The sequence below is a fragment of the Catenuloplanes nepalensis genome (assembly GCF_030811575.1).
Lineage (GTDB): Bacteria > Actinomycetota > Actinomycetes > Mycobacteriales > Micromonosporaceae > Catenuloplanes > Catenuloplanes nepalensis.
In genome coordinates, this window is sequence record NZ_JAUSRA010000001.1 from 2,419,020 (window position 1) to 2,435,791 (window position 16,772).

Below are 16,772 nucleotides of genomic sequence, written 5' to 3' on the forward strand. Positions count from 1 at the left end.
GAACTCCGGACCGGGCGCCCCGCCGTTCCGTTCCTCTGGCATCTGCCGTTCGGGCGTGCGCGCACCGACGGCAACGGCAGACAGAGTCCGGAGAGACCCCGCCGAGCCTGACGATCATTGACCGGCACAGAAGGAAGGGGGCTTATTCGGCGTCGCCCTCGTCAGGCTGCCCGGCCTGCGGCAACGCGGCGTTGGCTCGCCGCGCTGAATAAGCCTCAAGGTCGACTTCGACCGCAGATCCATCTCTTGTGTCGGTCAATGATCGCTGCACGGCAGGATGTGAGCCGCTCACCGAGGCCGGCCCTCAAAGGATCATCGAGTGTCACGTGGGGGTAGATCAACAGCGAAGCCGGCCGGCCTCACGTAACACTCAATGATCCTTTCGGTCGATGCCCCGCCGAGTCGCCGACCACCACGCAGGCGACATGACATGCAATTTCGGACACGGTAGGCCGCCGTGCGGAGCACGTGACAGAAAAAGCGGACGGGCCGCCCGCGAGTCGAGCGAGCCGCCACGCGAACGCGCCGCCGGACGGGCAGCGGCGAACGCGCCGCCGGACGGGCAGCGGCGAACGCGCCGCCGGACGGGCAGCGGCGAACGCGCCGCCGGACGGGCAGCGGCGAACGCGCCGCCGGACGGGCAGCGGCGGATGGGCGGTGGCGGACGGGCGGTGGCGGATGGACGGGTCGCGCACACGCGCCGCCGCGCTCCGGCCACGTACCGAGTCCGGAACTTAAGGATCTTGGTTCTCATGACCCGCCGACCTGGGCCCGCGGTTCTCAGGAAACCGGCAGATGCCGCACAGGGTGATGTGGTGTGGGTCGGTTACCGTGGGTTGCGGGATTGATGAGGAGATGGGGTGCGGTGAGCGGTTTCGTCAAGCGGTTCCTGCTGTCGATGGTGGCCTCGAGGCTGCAACGGAAGGCGCACCGGGGCAACCCGATCGCGGGCGGACTGCTGGGTGCGGTCAACCGCCGCCTCTACGGACACGGCCGCGGCCACGGGCACGGCGGCCACGGCCACGGCGGCTACGGCCACGGGCATCACCCGTACGGGCCGCCGCCCGGATATCACCACGGTGGTGGCTACCACGGGCACGCCCGCTACAAGGGGCACTACCGGCACAAGGGGCACTACCGCCGCAAGTTCTGGTGACGCCTCAGGCCTTCCGGGCGACCGCGCCGTAGGCCTCGATCGGCTCGATGTCGGGGGAGTCCGGGCGCCAGGCGGAGATCTGGGTCAGGCCGGGCTCCAGCATGGTCAGGCCCTCGAAGCAGGTGGCCAGCTCCGCCGGGCTGCGCAGGATGTAGGGGACGCCGCCGCTCTCGGCGAGCCGGCGGGCGCCCTCGACCACGGCCTCGGTGGTGTTCGTGCCGTCCCACAGCACCAGGTGACTGCCGGGCGCGGTCTCCGCCATGATCCGGGCGGTGATCGACCGTACCGTGGCGAGGTCTGGCTCGTAGCCCAGCACGCCCATGAACATGACCGCGACCGGTTCCCGGAAGTCGAGCGCGGTCGCGGCCTCGGCCAGGATCTTCTCCGGCTCGTGGTAGTCGGCGGGCACGTACCGCGTGATGCCCTCGGCCGTGGTGCCGACCAGCAGCGCGCGGGCGTGTGCCAGCACCATCGGGTCGTTGTCGACGTAGACGATGCGGGACTCCGGCGCGATGCCCTGCGCCACCTCGTGCGTGTTCTGCATGGTGGGCAGGCCGGTGCCGATGTCCAGGAACTGCCGGATGCCGGCCTCCGCGGCGAGGTGCCGCACCACCCGGATCAGGAAGCCGCGCGACAGCCGGGCCATCGCCGCGATCTCCGGGTAGACCTGCACGACCGCGTCGCCCGCGGCCCGGTCCGCGGCGAAGTTGTCCTTGCCGCCCATCCAGTAGTTCCAGATCCGGGCCGCGTGCGGCACGTCGGGGTGGAGGTCGGCGTCCGGCGCGGTCATGGCACCGTTTGTAATCAACCCGGAGATCAACAGCAAGGGTCAACGGACGTCGAACATGGATCGTGCCCGTTCCGGCAGATCCGCGGGTGCGTCCGGGCTCCGCGCGATCCGGGTCACGTCCGCCGCGGCGCGCCCGGCCAGCCCGGGGTCCGGGTCGTTGATCAGCGCGAGCCCGGCCCGCAGCACCGCCTCGGTGCCGCGCGCCCGGGACAGCCGGTGACCGGCCCGGCGCAGCTCCACCCGCGACCCGGTCAGCAGCTCGCCGATCAGCGCCTCCGGAACCGCACGCGGCATCGGGTACAGCGCGGTCGCGGCCTCCCGGACGACGGCCCCGGCCGGATCGTGCAGCAACGGCAGAAGAAGCGCCACCGGGGGTACGCCGAGGCGCCGCGACCCGCTGACCGCCGCGGCCCGGATCCGCGCGTCCGGGTGCGCGAACAACCGGTGCAGCAGCGGCGCGTCCCGGTCCGTGCCCAGCTCCGCGAGCCCGGCGATCGCACCGGTCTCCGGCCGGCCGGCGGACATCGCCGCACGGTAGTGCCCGGCCACGTCGACGCCCGCGCGCCGGGCCGAGTCCCGCGCGATGGCCCGGACTCCGGCGCCGGGATCGTCGAGGAATCCGGCCACGGTGTCGTGCCGGCCGAGCCGGGCCAGGCCGGTCAGCGCCAGCGCGCGCACCTGCGCGTACCGGGACCGGGCCAGCGCGTGCAGCCGGTCGTGCCGCCCGGTCCAGAGCGCGTCCCGGCACACCGCCTCGGCCGCGCCGCCGCGCACCAGCCGGTCCCGATCGCGGCGGGCGAGCCGCGCCAGGCGGTCCGGCGACCACCAGCCGAGGCCCAGGCCGAGCGTGAACACGAACCGCCGCCGATAGGGCGGGCCGGTCATCAGCAGCTCCTCGCGGGCCCGCGAGTCCGCCGTGACCGCCACGGCCACGGTCTGCGCGTGGGCGAAGTCGCCGCGATAGCGTGCGTGCAGCGCCAGCGCCATGTCCAGCGCCAGGCCCAGATGCGCGCCGTCGGCGGCGGACAGAACCTCGACCACGGCGGTACGCGCGCGGACCCGCACCTGCCGCACCCAGTCGCCGGATCGCAGCACCAGCAGCGGTGTCCACATCGGATCCTCCGTCATCCGGGTCAGCGCGTCCTCCCGCACCCGCCCGTCGTGGTGCATGCTCGCCAGCGCGACCGCCACCGGGCCCGGGCTGCCGTCCGCGAGCCGGCGTGCGGCGGTGTCCGCGAACGCCGGTCCCGCCCGCCTGTGGAGCGACCGGGCGTTCCGGCGGGCGCGGTCGTCGAGCCGGATGATCAGCCGGGTCTCCGTGCTCAGCATCCGCAGCGTCTCGGCGGTGTCCGCGTCCAGCAGCAGCCGGGCCGCCGACTCCAGCGCCTCGTCATCGCCGCCGGCCGCCGCCCGCAGCGCCTCCGACGTCACGACCGGCTTGCTCTCCGTGGCGCGCTTCTTCCAGAACATCGGGCCATCATGTCCCAGCGGCACCGGCGCCGCGCGTGAATCCGGACGTCACGGCGCGGTGCACCTCCACGACGCCGTCGCCGCCGTGCCCGGGGCACCGGGTCGTGCACGATCAACGGTTCTCTCCTGTGCGGTGACGGCGCGGGCCGCCGCGGTCAGGCGATCGCGGTGCGGGCGAAGCGGCGGGCCAGGTGGGCGAACGCGTCGGTCAGCGCGGGCGGGCCCACCACCTCGATGTCCGCGTCGTAGCGGGCGATCGCGGCCGCGAGCGCGGTCCAGGACCATGAGCCGAGCGTGAGGCGGCAGCGGTCCGGGCCGAGTTCCTCGACCACGCCGTCGCGGGTGTAGAGCGCCACGGTCGCGGCCGGGAGCGCGAGGACCACGGTGCCCCGGCACGGCGTGCCGCCCTGGAAGCGGTCCGCGACGAACGCGGCCACGTCGCCGCCGGGCAGCTCGCGACGGGTGAAGCGGGGGCCGTTCGGCGTCCACGGCGTGATCCGGTCGGCCCGGAACGTGCGCCAGTCGTCCCGGTCGAGGTCCCACGCGACCAGATACCACCGGCCGTCCCAGGTGACGACCGCGTGCGGCTCGGCCCGGCGGGGCGGCCCCTCGGCGGTGCCGTAGTCGAAGCGCAGCGTCTCACTGGCGTGCACGGCGCGGCTCAGAGTCAGCAGCACGTCGCCGTCGACCGGGGACGGTGGCCGGGTGGTGGGCCGCTCGACCGCGGTCACGTCGAGCGCGCCGATGCGCTGCCGCAGCCGGGCCGGCATCACCTGGCGGATCGTGTGCAGCGCGCGGGCTGCGGCCTCGGCCGTACCGTTGCCCGGGGTGGTCGCCGCGACCTGCAGCGCGATGGTCAGCGCCACGGCCTGCTCGTCGTCGAAGAGCAGCGGCGGCAGGTCGGTGCCGGCACCGAGCCGGTAACCACCGTCCGGGCCCTTCATGGCCGCGATCGGGTAGCCCAGCTCGCGTAGCCGGTCCACGTCGCGGCGCACGGTGCGCAGGCTGATGCCCAGCCGGTCGGCGAGCAGCGTTCCGGGCCAGTCGCGGCGGGCCTGAAGCAGCGACAGCAGCGAGAGCAGGCGGGCGGAGGTCTTCGGCATGCCCCCATGGTGCCGGAAGAAGGTGACACAACCTGGCACCTACCGCTGCCAGAGTTCGTCTCGCAAGCCGGACGGACACTCGATCGGAGTCATCATGAGCATCACCACCACCACGCACCTCAACTTCCGTGGCGACGCACGCGCGGCGCTGGAGTTCTACCGGTCCGTCTTCGGCGGCGAGATCGCGCTGGTCACGCACCAGCAGGTCTACGGCACCACGGACCCGGCCGAGGCCGGCCTGATCGCCTGGGGTCAGGTGCTGGCGGACGACGGCTTCCACGTGATGGCGTTCGACGTGCCCGCGAGCCAGACCTACGACGCCGGCGACAAGCCGGTCTACGTCTCCGTCCGCGGCACCGGCGGCGACGAGATCACCGGTTACTGGACGGGGCTCGCGGACGGCGCCACGATCATCCAGGATCTCGGCCCGTCCGGCTGGACCCCGCTCTACGGCATGCTCAAGGACCGCTTCGGCGTCACCTGGGTCCTCGACGTCGCGGCCTGATCCCCGATCCGGTGCCCGGTGTCCGTCCCGGATGCCGGGCACCTGTCACATCCCGTGCCGCCGGACCGTCCAGGGCCTGTGTACATCGCCTACGTCACGATCACCGTCGTCGCCGCCCTCCTCGACGCGACCGCCGCCGTCACCTATCTGGCCGGTCACTCGTACCCCCGGTCCCAGCTGGACATGAAGCGCATGTCGCACCGCTGGATGCCGATCCTCGGCGCACTGCTGGCCGCCGGCACGCTGGGCCTGCTGGCCGGTTTCGCGGTCCCGTCGCTGGGCATCGCCGCCGCCACCGGCCTCGTCCTCTACTTCGCCGGCGCGCTCGTCGCCCACCTCCGCGTCGGCTCCCGCAACCTGACCGGCTGGGCCGTCTTCTTCACCACCGCCGTCGCCACGCTGGCCGTGCAGCTGGCCCACAACCTGTGATGCCGACTCCCGGCGTGGCGCCCGGTCGGTGGCCCCCAGCCGATCCACACCGGACAGATCAAGAGCTTGCTCTTCCCGCTTCCGGCGTGGTGCAGCCCGTTTGCTCCCGACTCCGTTGTCCATTCGGCGGTGGCTCGCCGTAAAGGATCATTGACCGACACGAAGGAGAGGTCGAATATCGAAGTTGACCTCTCTTTCGTGTCGGTCAATGATCCTTCGGGCATGAGTGGTCGCGACAGCACGACCACCACGCCGGCTTCCGCTCGACGCTGTCCGAGCTGTGGCGGAAATGATGCGAAATTTCGGGCTGATGCTTTCGGTCTCCGGGCAGGGCTCGCGGCTTCCGATGCCGAATGGGCAACGGAGTCGCTCCCGCGGGCAAACCCGCGGCGGCTTCCGCCGCCGCTCCGGTCGCCGCATTGGAGCCGGTGACGCCGTTGGTCACCACAGAGACCGCGACTTCGCCGCCGCCCGGTAACGCAGCGCGGCTGCCGCTACCCAGGGCAAGGACCGCGGGACTTCGCCGCCGGTCAGCAGCACGACGACCGCCAGGGTGCCGCGAAGGATGGCGTTTCGCATGCGGTCAGCATGACGGCGGCATCGATGCCCGCGCATTCCCGCAGCCCCGACCATCGGGGCGGGGGACAACCCTACCAAGTATTGACAGACAAGAATGTAACGCCTAGGTTAACGACCTGGGAAAACGCTTTCCGCCTCCACCGGGAAGCGCATCGCACGGCCGTGGTCCGCCACGCCCGCAGCCGATGCCGGCCACCGACCGGCATCGGCTGACCCCCTCGCGGACCGCGACCCCGAAAGCAGGGGAATGTCCGCCCATGAAACGTATCAAGAAGCGGTACGCCGCACTCGCCGCCACCACGCTGCTGCTCACCGGCGGCGGCGTCGCGGTGGCGAACGCGGCGGAGACGCCCGCCAGGAACGCCACGAGCGCCGCACCGGCCGGCAACACGGAGAACCTCGATCGCGGGCTGGTCAGCATCCGCACCGACCGGGGCAACTTCCTGTCCTGGCGCCTGCTCGCGTCCGACCCGGCCGGCGTCGCGTTCGACGTGTACCGCGACGGCGTCAGGGTCAGCACCGCAGACGTCACCAACTTCACGGACGCGGGCGCACCGGCGAACGCCAGCTACACGGTCCGGCCGGTCACCGGCGGCGTTGAGACGCTGGCCGTGGACGAGCCGGTGCGGACGCTCGCGGCCAGCCAGGACGTGCCGATCCAGGTGCCGCCCGGCGGGACCACGCCGGACGGGGTCTCCTACACGTACTCGGCGAACGACGCGTCCGTGGGTGACCTGGACGGCGACGGCGCCTACGAGATCGTGCTGAAGTGGGACCCGTCGAACGCGAAGGACAACTCGCAGTCCGGCTACACCGGGAACGTGTTCGTCGACGCGTACAAGCTGAACGGCACCCGGCTGTGGCGCATCGACCTCGGGCGCAACATCCGGGCCGGCGCGCACTACACGCAGTTCCAGGTCTTCGACTACGACGGCGACGGCAGGGCCGAGGTCGCGATGAAGACCGCGGACGGGACGAAGGACGGCGGCGGCACGGTCATCGGCAACGCGTCCGCCGACCACCGCAACAGCTCCGGCTACATCCTGTCCGGGCCGGAGTTCCTGACCGTCTTCAACGGGCCGACCGGCCGCGCCGCCGCCACCGCCGACTACGTGCCGCCGCGCGGGACCGTGAGCAGCTGGGGCGACAGCTACGGCAACCGGGTGGACCGGTTCCTGGCCGGGACGGCGTACCTCAACGGGTCGTACCCGAGCATCGTCATGGCGCGCGGCTACTACACCCGTACCGTGGTCGCGGCCTGGGACTTCCGCAACGGCGCGCTGACCCGCAGGTGGACGTTCGACAGCAACTCGTCCACGAACGGGTCGGCCTGGGCCGGTCAGGGCAACCACAACCTGTCCATCGCGGACGTGGACGCGGACGGCCGTGACGAGATCATCTACGGGGCGATCGCGATCGACGACAACGGTGCCGGGCTGTGGCGCACGAACCAGGGCCACGGCGACGCGCTGCACGTCGGCGACCTGATCCCGAGTCGCGGCGGCCTCGAGGTGTTCAAGGTCGACGAGGACGGCAGCAAGTACGCGCACTACATGGCGGACGCGCGCACCGGTGCGATCATCTGGAACGCCCCGTCCTGCGGCTGTGACAACGGCCGCGGCGTCTCCGCCGACATCTGGTCCGGCAGCCCGGGCGCGGAGTCCTGGTCGAACGCGGTCGACGGACTGCGCAACACCTCCGGCGCGAACGTCGGCCGCAAGCCGTCGTCGGCGAACTTCGTGATCTGGTGGGACGGCGACGGGCAGCGCGAGCTGCTGGACGGCACCACCATCAAGAAGTACGGCACGTCGTCGGACACCACGCTGCTGAGCGCGAGCGGCGTGCACTCCAACAACGGCACCAAGGCGACGCCGTCGCTCTCGGCCGACATCCTCGGTGACTGGCGCGAGGAGGTCATCTGGCCGACCACGAACAACACCGCGCTGCGCATCTACCAGACCACGGATCCGACCAGCATCTCGCGCGTGTCACTGATGCAGGACCGGATGTACCGTGAGGCGGTGGCCTGGCAGAACACGGCCTACAACCAGCCGCCGCACCCGAGTTTCCAGATCAGCTGACGACGATGTGCCGCTCACGGGGTCACGAGAATTCCCATGACCTCGGCGGGTGACGGCATCGCCGCGATCTCCTTCGCGATCGCGCGTGCGGCCGTCCGGTGATCGCCGCCCCGGTCCACCAGCAGCAGCTGGGCCGAGGCGGCGATCGCGTTCGGTGCGGCCTCCGCCGGGTGCAGGGCGATGGCGGCACCGGCCGCGGACAGCGCCGCCGCGTTCGCGAACTGGTCCGCACCCTGCGGAAGAATTAGCTGGGGTACGCCGTGGGCCAGCGCGCCGAGCATGGTCCCGCTGCCGCCGTGGTGCACGACGAGGTCCACGACCGGCAGCAGCGCGGCCTGCGCGACCCACGGCCGTACCATGGCATTGTCTGGAATCTCGTCTTTTATTGTGTTGTTCCCGGTCGAGGCGATCACGGTCGCGTCCAGGCCGGACAGTGCCCGCAGCGCGGTGGCCAGCAGTTCCGGCGTGTTGAACGCGGTCCCCATGGTCAGGAAGACCAGCGGGCGCGGGCCGCGACGCGCGACGGGCTGCGGACCCGGCTCGGCGTAGGGGACCGGCCGCAGCGGGACCGTCGGCGCGGTCAGCTCCGGTGACTGCAGCGACGGCGGGCAGATGTCCAGGTGCGGCAGGTCCATCGACGGCCGGGCGAGGCCGATGCCGTCCGGGAAGAGCCGCCCGAAGCCGTGCCACACGCTCCGGATCCCCTTCCGTCGCGCGGCCTCCGCGGCACCGGGCAGGCCCCAGCCGTGAATCACCAGATCCGGTGCGAGGCGATCCAGCTCGGGCTCCAGGTCCTCCGCGTAGATCTCGTAGAACGAGTCGGCCGGCCGGAACGGCCGCAGCCCGTGCGCGGCCAGCGCCGCGTGCACGTGGTCACCGGCCGCGAACCACACGTCATGGCCGGCCTCCCGCGCCGCGACCGCGAGCGGCACCATGGGGAACGCGTGACCGGGCGACGCGAGGCCGGCGAAGACGATGCGCGTCAATGAATCTCCTCGGTGGTGGTCCGGCCCGCGCACTGTAGCGGCATCGCATCCGAGTGAATACCGAAAGTGACTCATACTTTCGGCTATCTTTGTCGCCCACCGTTCGGCTATTGTCGTGAAGCCGAACGGGCATCCCGGCTGGCGGCACAAGCGAAGGAATGTTCATGACTCTCACCATCGCCCCCGGCGCCACGGAGCAGGAAGCCACCGAGCGTGACACGCTGACCGACGCCCGGACCGCGGATGCCGCCTCCGAGCTGATCGTCGCGCTCGCCGCGATGCCCGCGAGTCACCCCGGCCGGGCGGCGCTCCGGGACCGCGCGATCGAGGCGTGGCTGCCGCTGGCACGCCACCTCGCCAAGCGATACTCGGGTCGCGGTGAGCTCACCGACGACCTCGTGCAGACCGCCACGGTCGGCCTGATCAAGGCGGTCGACCGGTTCGACGCGTCGCGCGGTGTCGACTTCGCGGGTTACGCCATCCCGACCATCGTCGGCGAGGTCAAGCGGCACTTCCGCGACCGGACCTGGTCGATCCGGGTGCCGCGCCGGCTCCAGGAGATGCGGCTCGCGATCAGCGAGGCCAACAACACGCTCACCCACAGGCTGGGCCGTTCGCCGCAGGTCGCGGACATCGCCACCTACCTCGGGCTGACCGAGGAAGAGGTGCTGGAAGGGCTCGAGGGCGCCCGGGCATACAGCGCGACCAGCCTCTCCACCCCGATCGGCCCGGACGGCGGCACCGAGCTGGGCGACACGATCAGCGACGAGGGCAACGACTACGACGAGGTCGACCTCCGGGCCAGCATCGGCCCGGCGCTGGCGATGCTCGACGCGCGCGAGCAGCGGATCATCACGCTCCGCTTCTACGGCAACCTCACCCAGTCGCAGATCGCGGACCAGCTCGGCATCTCCCAGATGCACGTCTCCCGCCTGCTCACCAGGGCGCTGACCAAGCTGCGCGGCCACATGGACGTCGACGCGTTTAGCTGATCCTCGACAGGCTCGACCATGGCGGTGCTCCGGACGGAGCACCGCCATCACTGTGTGGCGCCGGAATATGTCGTACCCGTGGAGTAGAAAGAAGATCGTCACGCCAGACCTGAGGAAACGAGTGCCCTATGCCCACGCCCGCCGGCAACGAGATCGCCCCCGTCGTCGACGCGGCGCACGCCGCGCCGTTCGAGAGCCCCGACGACTACCGCGAGGCGATCACGCGGATGCGGGAGGCCGCGGCGGCGTATTACGCGGGCGAGGACATCGTCATGGACGACGCCACCTACGATGCGCTGTTCGCCCGGGTGTCCGCGAGCGAGACCGCGCACCCGGAGTGGGCGGCGGCCGACTCGCCGACCGAGGTGGTCGCGGCCGGTGGCGGCGTGGTCGGCGACGTCGTGCACAGCACGCCGATGCTGAGCCTCGCCAACGTCTTCGACGCCGACGAGCTGCGGCAGTGGGCAACCCGCCTGGAGAAGGTGATCGGCCGCCCGGTCGCCGGTTTCACGGTCGAGCCGAAGATCGACGGCATGGCGATCGCGGCGCGCTACGTCGACGGCGCGCTGGTGCAGGTCGCCACGCGCGGCGACGGCACCGCGGGGGAGGACGTGACCGCCCAGGCACGCGCGGTCGCCGGGCTGCCGGGCGAGCTGACCCGGCCGGTCACGGTGGAGGTGCGCGGCGAGGTCTTCATGACCGACGACGACTTCGCCAAGGCCAATGAGCTGCGGGTCGCGCACGGCGGTGCCCCGTTCGCCAACCCGCGCAACGCCGCCGCCGGCACGCTCCGCGCGCAGGACCGGGCCTACCTCGCACCGCTGTCCTTCCTGGCCTATGCGGTGCACGACCTGCCGGACGGCGACGGCCTCACGCACAGCGCCGCGATGGCCGCGATCGCGGACCTCGGCGTCACCACCACCGCGGGCTCGCCGGCCGGCATGCCGCAGTGCGCGACCGCGGACGAGTTGGTCGAGGCCGTCACCGCACTGGGCGCGCTGCGCGGCAAGCTCGGCTTCGACATCGACGGCGCGGTGATCAAGGCGGATGCGCCGGCCGACCGGGACGCGGCCGGGTCCTCCAGCCGCGCGCCGCGCTGGGCGACCGCGTTCAAGTTCCCGGCCGACACCCGGACCAGCACGCTGACCGCGATCGAGGTGCAGGTCGGCCGTACCGGCGTGATCACCCCGGTCGCCGTGATCGCGCCGGTCCAGGTCGGCGGCGTCGTGGTCACCTCCGCCACGCTGCACAACTTCGGCGACCTGGTCCGGCGGGACGTGCGGGTCGGCGACACCGTCTTCGTCCGGCGGGCCGGCGAGGTCATCCCGGAGATCACCGGGGCGAAGCTGGACGAGCGCCCGGCCGACTCGGTCGCGTTCACTCCGCCGGAGTTCTGCCCACGCTGCGGCGGCGAGATCGACCGCTCGCAGAAGCGCTGGCGGTGCACGCAGGGGCGCGCGTGCGGCGCCACCGAGTCGCTGGCCTACTTCGCGGCGCGCGACTCGATGGACATCGAGGGCCTCGGCGACAAGGTGATCCGCGCGCTGGTCGCGGCCGGCATGGTCACGGACCCGGCCGACCTCTACGAGCTCGACGTGGAGGCGGTCGCGGCGCTGGACCGGATGGGCACCACGTCCGCCACCAAGCTGCTGGCCAACATCGAGGGTTCCAAGACCCAGCCGATGTCCCGCGTGCTGACCGGGCTGGGCGTGCGGATGACCGGCCGATCGATGTCCCGCCGGCTGGCGAAGCACTTCGGCACCATGGACGAGCTGACCGGCGCCACCGTCGAGCAGCTCCAGGACGTGGAGGGCGTCGGCCCCGAGCGCGCCACCACGATCGCGGCCGAGCTGGCCGAGCTGGCCCCGATCATCGCGAAGCTGACGGCGCACGGCCTCAACATGGTCGAGCCGGGCGTGGTGCCCGCGTCCGAGCGGGCCGCTGCCGCCGCCGAGGCCCTGGAGGACACGCTGCGGCTGCCGCTGCACAACGAGGACGGCACGCCGATGACGGTCGTGGTCACCGGCTCGGTCCCCGGCCTGACCCGCAACGAGGGCAACGAGGCGGTCGAGCGGCTGGGCGGAAAGTCCTCCGGCTCGGTCTCGAAGAAGACCCAGCTGGTCGTGGTCGGCGACGGCGCCGGTTCCAAGGCGGCCAAGGCCGAGGAGTTGGGCCTGCGCATCATGCCCGCCGACCGCTTCGCCGCGCTGCTGGCCGCCCACGACGCGGGCGAGGAACCGTCGCTCGACGACTTCTGACCAGTCACGACCGGCAATTCATTCTTTCGCTTCCGGCGTGGGAACTGCGGGCGTGCTCCGGTTCGCGCCGCTCAGTTCAGCCTACTTCGGCAGGTTTCCCGATACGGCACATCGGCTGGCGCGACCTGCCGCCACCGTTCCGGGCTGAGCGGCGTCCTGGCCGACTCGCACGCCACGATCTGAGGTTCGCCGTCGAGACGCCGGGGCGGCACCCCGAACTGCTGGGCCGACACCATGGTCTCCGCATCGGAGAACACCCGGCTGCTGTGTTCGAGCAGGCCCCACTCACCACCAGCGGCGAGAGTCACTCCAGAAACGAACGCACGCCGAGATCGCTCGTAAGGCCTGTTGCCTCCGGTCGGCAGTCCGAACACCTTGGTCCACCCCGCATCATCGGCGTAGACGAGATGGCGGCCCGAGAACCAAGCCCATCTCCCGTCGCGCACTCCTCCGAGCTCAGTGACCGTCGGTGTACCACGGAGGTACCAGAGGTCGACCTCGTAGCCGTCCTTCTCCGGCCGTTCCAGCAACACCCAGGACCGCGTTGCGTCGAGCTGGCCCGCGGTGAACGATTCGATGTCGAAGTCAAGCGGACGGCCGGGGAGTTCGGCGACCTTTCGCGGATCACCGGCCACGGCCCATAGCGTCGTCCCGGCCACATCGAGATCGTGAGCGATGAAGGCCCAGTCTTGGGTCAGGGCTATCCAGGAGGCGCCGAATTCCCCGGTCTCATGAACACTCGGCGGGTTCGACCGCAGGTCGACGAATGCGATGCTGCCACCGGACCGTCTGGCGGCGATCACGTGGTCGCTCTCCCCAGTGATGACCTCATCGACGCCGGCCAGCAGCTCCTCTCTCCCGGGTAGACCCGTACGCTCGTCGATCATCCAGCGTTCCACGAGTCCTGAGCTGTGGGTCACCGCGAGCGTCTCATCCGGCAGTTCCACGAGATCGATGACGTCATCACCGAGGAGGACGTCCGATTGCCGCTTGTCCCGCTCGTACAGCACCGCCGAACCATCAGCCTGCGCGAGGGCGAACCACGCGGGACCGAGCATTGCGTCGTCCACGGCCGGGCGGCCCAGCACGACGTCCCGTCCCGATCGGAGCACCCGGACCCGGAAGATGCCGTCGGCCACGTACTGCACCAGGCCACCTGACCGCACGGATCGTTCCGCCAGCGAGCCGCGTGAGCTGACCCGCTGCGGTGCGCCGGAGCCGTCCAGCGGCCGAGCGTCCAGAAGGCCGGATCGCTCATGCACGATCCAACCTTCCGCCGCGTTCAGCAGCATCACCTCGTCGGTCAGCCCGATCTTGACCGGCGCGGCGCGCGGACGGCGGAGATCGGAGACGTAGGTGAGCCCATCGACGCCGTTGTAGACCAGCCAGTTGGCGACCAGCGCGAGATATTCAGTGCCGGCGGGAAGCGCGACCGGTGCGGGCGACGCGCTCTCGAGGTCGACCGTCGCGTACCCGCCGTCTTTGATCGACAGCACCGCGAAGCGGTCATTGGCCTCACGCACGGTCGCCGGCCGCGTGGAAAGGCTCGAGGAAGCCGGTCGATCGGCGTTCAGGTCCCAGGCCCGTGCCGACTCGTCCGAGCCTCCGGTGATCGCCCATCGGCCGGCCTGCCTCACCTGCTGTGTGCGCGTGCGCGGCGCATCGGCGGGCATCTGGAGGAGAGCGCCCAGTTCGTTCTTCGCGCTCGGATCGGGATCGATCTCCACAGCGGCGATGCGCAGTCGCAGGGCGTCCTGCGACGCGCTCGGGTCGAGAGCGTCGGCCGCCAGGTTGAGCTGATGTGCCTGAGCGCTACGCACGTCCTGGAAATGGCCGGTGATCTGGTCACGCAATACCGGCACGGTCAGCGTACCGATGATCGCGGGCACGACCACGCAGGCGGCCGCCGAGCCGGCTCGTGATCGCCAGATGTCCACCCGATCGGCCCGTGACCGGGTGGCGAGGTCGGGGAACTCCCGAGCCTCCCGAGCGGGCCGGACCCGCCGGTGGGCTCCGGGCTCTCCGGCCAGGTGCCGCTGCACCAGGTCGTGGCGGAACTGGTAGACGGGCCCGACCTGCCTCAGGATCCCTCGCTCGTGCGCGTCGTCGAGGAAGTCCATGAATCGCCACGGCAGGCGTCCCCAGATCGCCAGCCACACCCGGGCGACCGTGAAGGACGTCCACGGTGACCCCGCGCCCAGCAGTACCGAGCCGAACACGGCCAGACCGCCGAACCCGGCCGGCACGAGAGAGGGACCTCCCACGTACCCGGCGAAGACGAGCAGATTCGCGTCGATCCGATGGACGATCGCGAGCCCGGATCCGGCCGCTATCCCGGCTGCCAAGGCGACGGTCAGGCATGTGATGCGGTCGCTGCGCAGGACCGAACGCGGAGAGACCGGCGCCTGATCATCCAAGTGCGTGGCGAGCCAGCGCCCGATACCGATCGGAACGCCGATGCTCAGGGTGATCGCCAGGACCACCCACAGGGCGAGCGGGCCGCCGTACCCCATGACGGTCGCCCACAGGTCCGACCCCGGGTTGACGGCCTCCATGCCGGCGAACACACCGACCAGGACACCGACGGGAAGCGCGAGCGCGAGCCCTGTGGCAGCCCCGGACAGCAACTGCACCGGCAGTGCGCGAAGGTCCCAGGACGGTCGGGTCGGCAGCGCTTTGCGCCAGGTGCTGAGCACGGTGTTCATCAGGCTCAACGCGCTGGCCAGAACCGCGACCAGGACAGCGTCCCGCAGCGTCGTGATCGGGCCGCCCGATCCGCCGAGGCCGAAGTCGCTCATCGTGTCAGTGACCATCGCGATCGGATTGATCGAGATACCGCTCGCCAACCTCCGGATGACCTCGCCTGCGGCGACGACGAGAAGGACCGCGGCGAATGCGTCGCGATCCGTGGTGATGATCACGCGACCGAGCTTGCGCAGGCGGCCCGGATTGCCCGCGTCGCGCCGAGCTCGGCTGCGTCCGGCACCGAGACCTGAGACGATGCCCGCGCCCGAGCCGAGCGCGACGCCGAGCTGGGCGTTGTAGCCCGCGCCGCCCGGAAACGGCTGGATCAGGGCACACGTGACCGCCCCCATCAATCCGATCATGAGAGTCACCGTGCCGACGATCACCGTTGCCGGCACCGCACGGGGTAGGTCCCACCACGCCAGGGTGGGGGTGAACAGGCGATGCTCCAGATGCCGGGCCAGCGTGCTCAGCCACCGCTCCGGGTCGCGGGCTCTCTCCGGGTCGCCATAGGCGCTGCTCACGAACTCGTCCAGCAGGTGAGCCTCGATCTCATCCCGCGACGTCAGGTGGGTCAGCTCGCCGGGGTCTGCCACGCCGGGGCCGTAGACCGTCCGGGCCAGAGCGATCATGAGGGGTGTTGACAGCGCCTCGGCTAGCCACCCGTCGGGGGCGGCGCGCATCGCCCGCGTCACCTTCTCCCAGCGGTTGCCCCCTGCCGGGTCCGCGCCGGTCAGGAACTCGATCGCGTCCTCGACCAGGACCGGGCGGATGGTGACCTCGGCTGCCATCGACAGGCGGCCGGCCTCCTCCACGATTTCCTCGTACTGCGCCGCCCGGCAGGTCACCACGGTGTTCAGGCCGCTGCGGGTGGCCACGTCGCCCAGCCCGCGCATCGCGGCGGGACGCAGCGCCCGAGGCATCTCGTCGAGCCCGTCGAGTACCAGCAGCACCAGGTCGTGGTCGACGAGTGCCGCTGCGGCGTGCTGACCGTACTTCTGCTCGTTCGCCAGCTCCGGATAGGTGTCGACGATCCACTCAGCTGCCCAGGAACCAAGGTCCTGCAGGTCGGGACGCCAGCCGGCCAGCGGGAGCAGCACCGGCACCTTCCCATCCGGCTCCAGCGCCGCCAAGGTGAACAGCAGCGCCAGCGTGCTCTTACCGGAGCCCGGCCCACCCAGAACCAGTAGCTGACCGTTCGGCAGCTCGCGGAACTGCCGCACCATCGCGGCCGCCGGCATCTGATCGGCCGGCTCCAGAAGTTGTCCGTCAGTCACCACCGGGGTGGGCTCACCAGCCGGCTGGCCGGTCAGGACCCAGCGCAGACACAACGGCCGTGGATGATCGAGTCGCCGGGTTGCGATCTCCTTCTTCCACTGCCGCCGTACCTGTTGGCGCAGCACGTCGGCCGCGGCGGTCAAGCGTTCGGCCGACGTTTCCGTAGGCGCCTGCGCGCGAATCCCGAAATAGATGGCCACCACCAGCGCCAGGAGTCCCACGAAACCAGAACCGATGGTGACGAGTGACTCGACGGTAGTGCGTACTGTGGCGCGGACGAGGGCCAGGCACAGCAGGAACGCGGCCAGGGCCACCGTCACAGCGACCGCGCAGATCGTCAACTTGGCTCTGACGCTCAGCCGTCCGGGAACACCCATGCCTCATGGTTGCCCCGGGTGGA

11 protein-coding genes are annotated in these 16,772 nt (G+C 71.1%); 6 read left to right on the top strand and 5 right to left on the bottom strand.

Going from position 1 to position 16,772, the window contains the following annotated elements:
• Positions 1-865 precede the first annotated feature (865 nt).
• A complete protein-coding gene (locus tag J2S43_RS10065) occupies positions 866-1,156 on the top strand; it encodes a hypothetical protein (RefSeq protein ID WP_306828569.1) in 291 nt (96 codons plus the stop codon).
• Positions 1,157-1,160: 4 nt separating this feature from the next.
• Here the strand turns inward: J2S43_RS10065 and J2S43_RS10070 are convergent, their stop codons facing one another.
• The 3 genes from J2S43_RS10070 to J2S43_RS10080 all read right to left on the bottom strand — a co-directional run bounded on the left by J2S43_RS10070 (position 1,161) and on the right by J2S43_RS10080 (position 4,519).
• A complete protein-coding gene (locus J2S43_RS10070; RefSeq protein ID WP_306828570.1) occupies positions 1,161-1,946 on the bottom strand; it encodes an SAM-dependent methyltransferase in 786 nt (261 codons plus the stop codon).
• Positions 1,947-1,985: 39 nt separating this feature from the next.
• Complete coding sequence (locus J2S43_RS10075) at positions 1,986-3,416, bottom strand: hypothetical protein (protein ID WP_306828572.1); 1,431 nt, start codon at positions 3,414-3,416, stop codon at positions 1,986-1,988.
• A 155-nt stretch (positions 3,417-3,571) separates the two neighbouring features.
• Positions 3,572-4,519, bottom strand: a complete 948-nt coding sequence (locus J2S43_RS10080) for a helix-turn-helix transcriptional regulator (RefSeq protein WP_306828573.1) — start codon at positions 4,517-4,519, stop codon at positions 3,572-3,574.
• A gap of 94 nt (positions 4,520-4,613) precedes the next feature.
• Here J2S43_RS10080 and J2S43_RS10085 point away from each other — a divergent pair, with 94 nt between their 5' ends.
• From J2S43_RS10085 to J2S43_RS10095, 3 genes are all read left to right on the top strand, one after another.
• On the top strand, positions 4,614-5,024 hold the full coding sequence (locus tag J2S43_RS10085; protein WP_306828574.1) for a VOC family protein: 411 nt from the start codon (positions 4,614-4,616) through the stop codon (positions 5,022-5,024).
• A 78-nt stretch (positions 5,025-5,102) separates the two neighbouring features.
• Positions 5,103-5,453: a DoxX family protein gene (locus tag J2S43_RS10090; RefSeq protein WP_306828575.1), complete on the top strand. Its 351-nt coding sequence runs from the start codon at positions 5,103-5,105 to the stop codon at positions 5,451-5,453.
• 836 nt (positions 5,454-6,289) lie between these two features.
• The gene (locus tag J2S43_RS10095; RefSeq protein ID WP_306828577.1) at positions 6,290-8,113 is read left to right on the top strand and encodes a rhamnogalacturonan lyase; all 1,824 of its coding nucleotides are present in this window, start codon (positions 6,290-6,292) and stop codon (positions 8,111-8,113) included.
• A gap of 14 nt (positions 8,114-8,127) precedes the next feature.
• Here J2S43_RS10095 and J2S43_RS10100 read toward each other — a convergent pair whose 3' ends face one another.
• Positions 8,128-9,099 (bottom strand): glycosyltransferase, encoded by a 972-nt coding sequence (locus J2S43_RS10100; protein WP_306828578.1) that lies wholly within the window; start codon positions 9,097-9,099, stop codon positions 8,128-8,130.
• 164 nt (positions 9,100-9,263) lie between these two features.
• Between J2S43_RS10100 and J2S43_RS10105 the strand changes: the two genes are divergently transcribed.
• Positions 9,264-10,091, top strand: a complete 828-nt coding sequence (locus J2S43_RS10105; protein WP_306828579.1) for a SigB/SigF/SigG family RNA polymerase sigma factor — start codon at positions 9,264-9,266, stop codon at positions 10,089-10,091.
• A gap of 128 nt (positions 10,092-10,219) precedes the next feature.
• On the top strand, positions 10,220-12,349 hold the full coding sequence (ligA, locus tag J2S43_RS10110) for an NAD-dependent DNA ligase LigA (protein ID WP_306828580.1): 2,130 nt from the start codon (positions 10,220-10,222) through the stop codon (positions 12,347-12,349).
• Between the two features lie 71 nt (positions 12,350-12,420).
• Here ligA and J2S43_RS10115 read toward each other — a convergent pair whose 3' ends face one another.
• Positions 12,421-16,749, bottom strand: a complete 4,329-nt coding sequence (locus tag J2S43_RS10115; RefSeq protein WP_306828581.1) for a hypothetical protein — start codon at positions 16,747-16,749, stop codon at positions 12,421-12,423.
• Positions 16,750-16,772: the final 23 nt, after the last annotated feature.

Coding starts and splice junctions, on each gene's coding strand:
- J2S43_RS10070 (WP_306828570.1), bottom strand. CDS start 1,946: ATGACCGCGCCGGACGCCGACCTCCACCCCGACGTGCCGCACGCGGCC.
- J2S43_RS10075 (WP_306828572.1), bottom strand. CDS start 3,416: ATGTTCTGGAAGAAGCGCGCCACGGAGAGCAAGCCGGTCGTGACGTCG.
- J2S43_RS10080 (WP_306828573.1), bottom strand. CDS start 4,519: ATGCCGAAGACCTCCGCCCGCCTGCTCTCGCTGCTGTCGCTGCTTCAG.
- J2S43_RS10085 (WP_306828574.1), top strand. CDS start 4,614: ATGAGCATCACCACCACCACGCACCTCAACTTCCGTGGCGACGCACGC.
- J2S43_RS10095 (WP_306828577.1), top strand. CDS start 6,290: ATGAAACGTATCAAGAAGCGGTACGCCGCACTCGCCGCCACCACGCTG.
- J2S43_RS10105 (WP_306828579.1), top strand. CDS start 9,264: ATGACTCTCACCATCGCCCCCGGCGCCACGGAGCAGGAAGCCACCGAG.
- ligA (WP_306828580.1), top strand. CDS start 10,220: ATGCCCACGCCCGCCGGCAACGAGATCGCCCCCGTCGTCGACGCGGCG.
- J2S43_RS10115 (WP_306828581.1), bottom strand. CDS start 16,749: ATGGGTGTTCCCGGACGGCTGAGCGTCAGAGCCAAGTTGACGATCTGC.